Source organism: Streptococcus sp. HMSC061D10, assembly GCF_001808865.1.
Taxonomy (GTDB): Bacteria; Bacillota; Bacilli; order Lactobacillales; family Streptococcaceae; genus Streptococcus.
Genome location: NZ_KV795019.1, coordinates 137,183 through 141,878, shown reverse-complemented (window position 1 = coordinate 141,878; position 4,696 = coordinate 137,183). Strand labels below are relative to the sequence as shown.

At 38.8% G+C, this 4,696-nt stretch carries 3 protein-coding genes; 2 read left to right on the top strand and 1 reads right to left on the bottom strand.

All coding sequences use genetic code 11. The annotated features are described in order from the left end of the window. Positions 1-1,903: pneumococcal-type histidine triad protein (locus HMPREF2728_RS06720; protein WP_186822198.1), on the top strand; the 1,903-nt coding region annotated here is incomplete at its 5' end. Between the two features lie 76 nt (positions 1,904-1,979). Here HMPREF2728_RS06720 and pepT read toward each other — a convergent pair. Further along, positions 1,980-3,203: a peptidase T gene (pepT, locus tag HMPREF2728_RS06715; protein ID WP_049525806.1), complete on the bottom strand. Its 1,224-nt coding sequence runs from the start codon at positions 3,201-3,203 to the stop codon at positions 1,980-1,982. Between the two features lie 154 nt (positions 3,204-3,357). On the opposite strand from pepT, the gene hemH reads away from it, so the two are divergent. Then, complete coding sequence (gene hemH / locus HMPREF2728_RS06710; protein WP_075227426.1) at positions 3,358-4,452, top strand: ferrochelatase; 1,095 nt, start codon at positions 3,358-3,360, stop codon at positions 4,450-4,452. Positions 4,453-4,696 lie beyond the last annotated feature (244 nt).

The window sequence follows — 4,696 nt, the reverse complement described above, 5'->3', positions numbered from 1 at the left end:
CGAGCATCATGAAGATGAACATGATCATGGATTTGCAGCCGAGCGAGTAATCAGTGAGGATGAGCAAGGTTTTGTGGTTTCACATGGAGACCATGCTCACTATTTCTTTAAAAAAGATTTGTCAGCAGAGCAGATTAAGGCAGCGCAAGAGCATTTGCATGGGCACCATCAGGCAGAGCCTGTAAAACCTCTTGCCAAGACTGTAGAAAGTTTCTCTCGAGACGCCAGCGATGAAGAAAAGATAGCTTATATCTCTAAAACTTATGGTGTTCCGCTTGAAGCGATCCGAATTTCAAATGGATTCTTTGTATTTGGAAATCCAGACCAGGCTTATGACCCAACTCACATTCACCCTTATGCAGTTCGAAAGGAACACGTTCGTATTCCTCTCCAAACAGGTGATGCAGAGCTTGATTTCCTAAACGAACTCTATACAACTGCTTTACGTGATGGCGTTTCTCCTTATAGTTTGCAGGTTGAAAATGGTAGCTTCGTCATTCCTCACGGTGATCATAATCACTACATCAAAGTACAAACTAAAGGCTATGAAGTGGCTTTGAAACATAAGATTCCTGCCTTGCAATCTAACTACCAACCAGGAGCCTTTGATGAAGCTACTGTTCAAAATAAGGTTGATCAACTTCTAGCAGAAAGTCGTGAAGTCTATAAAGATAAACCAATTTTACAAAGACAAATTGAGCTTGCCTTGGGACAATTCTCTGAAAATATGAAGAAGCTCTCAACCAACTCAACAGCTGGTTATCTGGCTGCTTTAGATCTCTTTGACAAGCAGTATATCCACGTTGACTCTAGTGTAAAACCAACAGAAATCAGTCCATTAGACAAAAAATATCAAGCTTTAGTAGATAAGATTAATACCTTGGATACGGATGCTTATGGACTTCCTAAAAAGGATCTCTTGGCTCAACTCCAAGAAAATAAATTGGCTCAAGATGAGGCTGGATTAGATGCAGTAGAAGCAAAACTAGAAGCACTGCAGGACTTTAATGATCGTACTGGAGTTACAACAGTCGAGTACATTAAGTATTTCTATCAACATCTGTCAGATGGTCGTTTAAATGACACTCTTAGAAATAAGGTTGCCAACTTAACTTGGACCCTTTATCAGTCACAATCCTTCCTTAAGGCGACTGACTTAAACAAACTCTTCCCTGAAATCTATCAAACAAAATTAGAGGTAGAAGAAGCAGTGAAGAATGAATCAGTTGCTCATAAACCTTCTGAAACGATCCTAGACACTGAAAAAGTGGATGGTCATAGTGCTAAAACGGCAGTCTATGAATTTTTGAAAGGTTTGTATGATGATATTAAGCCTGAGGAACAAAGCAATCATGTTCGAAAAGGTCAAGTAGAAGAACTTTTAACAAAAGCCGAAGAATTAGTAGCTCAAGTCAAAGAAGAGGGAGTTAAAGCTTCACTTGCTGACGAAGTTAAAAATCTGAAAGCTGCTCTAGATAAAGATGACGCAGATCTTGATGAATTAAATACGCAAGTCCAAGATCTTCTGAAGCGTATTTCACAAACTATTCAGAATGAACGTGAGAATGTCAAACAAGACCCAGAGGTTTTAGTTCTCTACCAAAAACTTTATAATGGTGTCATTGCCCTTCATACTTATTTAGAAATGAATAATGGTTCTGATGCTGACTTTGAAAAAGTGGACGCCTTATTTGACAAGCTTAGTGCCGCAAGCAAAGATAAGCAAGCTCTTTTAGCTCTTGCTCAAGAAATCGTTTTGTTAAACCAAGAATTTCAATCCAAAGTCAAGCCAGCTGAAGCTAGCACAGAAACAGCCAATACAGAAACAAACGATAAACAAGCTGAGTCAAACTTAACTCCTGCAACTAGCTCTCCAGAAACAAGAGAAAAAGTAGCAGAATAATAAAAAGTTCAGACAGCTACCGTGTCAAAAGTAGGCTGCTGATAAAAAAGAGGTCGGGAATTTTTTCCCGATCTCTTTAGTCTTTATAAGCTACAATCCCAATAATAGTGTCAACAGCACGTTCCATTGTTTGTAGGCTAACGTATTCAAAACGACCGTGCATATTTTCACCACCAGCAAAGATATTTGGAGTTGGAATTCCCATAAAGGAAATTTTAGAACCGTCTGTTCCGCCACGGATAGGTTCGATAATTGGTGTAATATCAAGATTTTCCATTACTGATTTAGCGATGGTGATTGGAGTCATATCCTTTTCAATGACTTCCTTCATGTTGTAATACTGATCCGTCAAAGTTAAAGTAACACGATCACTACCAAGTTCTTGGTTCATCTTATCAGCAATAGCTTTCATGGCAGCTTTACGCGCTTCGAAGGTTTCTTTTTCGAAGTCACGAATGATGTAGCTAGCACGCGCTTCCTCAACAGTACCTGTTACATCCATGAGATGGTAGAATCCTTGGTAACCCTCAGTCAACTCAGGTCGGTCACCAGCTGGGAGTTGATTGTGGAAGTCAATGGCTAATTGAAGGGCATTGACCATTTGTCCTTTGGCCGTTCCTGGGTGAACATTACGACCTTGGAAATGAAGTTCAGCACCTGCAGCAGAGAAGGTTTCATACTGAAGTTCACCAAGAGGTCCACCGTCAACTGTATAGGCAAAGTCAACATTGAAATCTTCTGCATCAAATTTATTGGCACCAACACCGATTTCTTCATCAGGTCCGAAGCCAACACGGATTTCACAGTGTTTAATCTCAGGATGAGCAGTCAAGTATTCGATAGCTGTCATGATTTCAGCGATACCAGATTTATCATCAGCCCCGAGAAGGGTAGTTCCATCAGTTGTAATCAAGGTTTGCCCTAGATATTTCTCTAAGCTCTTGAAATCCGCTGGATCTAGTTTGAAACCAGAGTTGCCAAGCCTGATAACGCCACCATCATAATTTTCAATAACTTGCGGGTTAACACCTTCAGCATTAAAATCTGCAGTATCCATGTGGGAGATAAAACCAATCTTACGAGTTAAACTAGGATCGTTAGCTGGAAGAGTACCGATAGCAAAACCATTTGGCAAATAATAGACATTTTGCAAACCGACACGTTTCATCTCAGGGATGAGGACATTGGTTGCGAAGTCTACCTGACTCTGAGTGCTTGGTGTAGTAGTTGAATGTTCGTCAGAACGTGTATTGACTTTGACATAAGTCAAAAAACGCTCCAACAATGTTGGATATTTCATCGTAACTCCTTTTTTTCTTCTTTTAAAACCATTGTATCATAGAAAGAAGATAAAAACAAAAGTCAGAAGGGAGATAAAATCCTTATGTTAGCGTTTACTTATGGCAACTTTAGTGATACAATAAAAAAGATAAAAATATCACAAGGATGCAGAGATGAAAAAAGCGATTTTAATGATGACATTTGGTTCCCCAGAAGAGATTACCTTTGAAGGAGTAGCCGACTTTTTTACCAACATTCGTCGTGGAGTTCGACCTCAAGACCACGAGATTCAAACACTTTATGATAATTATGTTCGAATTGGAGGAACTCCACTTCAAAAAATTACCCGTGAAGAAGTTGCCTTGGTAGAAGCTAGGTTAGGAAATGAATATAGTGTCTATTTTGCCAATAAATTTTCAACCCCTTTTATTCCAGATATAATTCGGCAAATGGAAGCAGATGGAATTGAAAAGTGTATTTGCTTGATTTTGGAGCCACACTATTCCTTTTACTCTGTCATGGGGTACGAAAAGTTTCTGGAAAGCAAACAAATTCAGTTTTTAGTTATTAAGGACTGGTATCAAGAAGAAGCACTATTAAACTATTGGACAGCTGAAATTGCTAAAATTTTAAAAGAAAAGGTGAAACAGGATAGCTTTAAAGTCATCTTTTCTGCCCACAGTGTGCCTATTTTTGCCTTGGATTTTGGTGATCCCTATATCGACCAGATTTTCGAAAATAGCAAGTTAATTGCTGAGAAATTAGGCTTGAAACCAGAGCAATATACCAACACTTGGCAGAGCGAAAGTGATATTGGTATTCCTTGGATTAAACCAGATGTATTGGAGTATCTTAGAGAACAGGAAGAACATCCAGAGCATTATATTTTTGTGCCTATTAGTTTTATCAGTGAGCATATTGAAGTCTTGTTTGACAACGATGTGGAATGTCAAGACTTGTGTCAGGAATTGGAGGTGAACTACCATCGTCCACCAATGCCAAATACAGATTCTCGTTTGATTGATGCCTTGGTCAATATTATCCGAGCTAATGAACATAAAGAATTTAGAGAATTCCTCCCAGAAGAAGAAACCTTTGATGAATTAGTCCCTTCGGAGGAAACTAAGAATATTTTAGATGAATCACAAGACTTACAAATGCCAGAATTTGTTAAAAAATTGATTGAGAAAAAAGGTCGTGAAAATGTCAAGATGCCTTATTTAATCAAAAAAATGCTTGAAAAAGCTGGCAAATTACCTAAAGACTAAGTGAAAATAGAAAAGAACTGGTAATACTCTTCGAAAATCTCTTCAAACTGCGTCAACGTCGCCTTGGCGTACTCAAGTACAGCCTGCGGCTTTTCCTAGTTTGCTCTTTGATTTTCATTGAGTATAAGGTTTGTTTCAGATTTCTGCTAAGGTAGGTTATAACTTAGAAGGTGAAAGAAAAGGCGGTGGGACAGAAATTGATAGACAAAGTCTTGATTTCGTAGTCCCAGCCCCGCGAGGATGA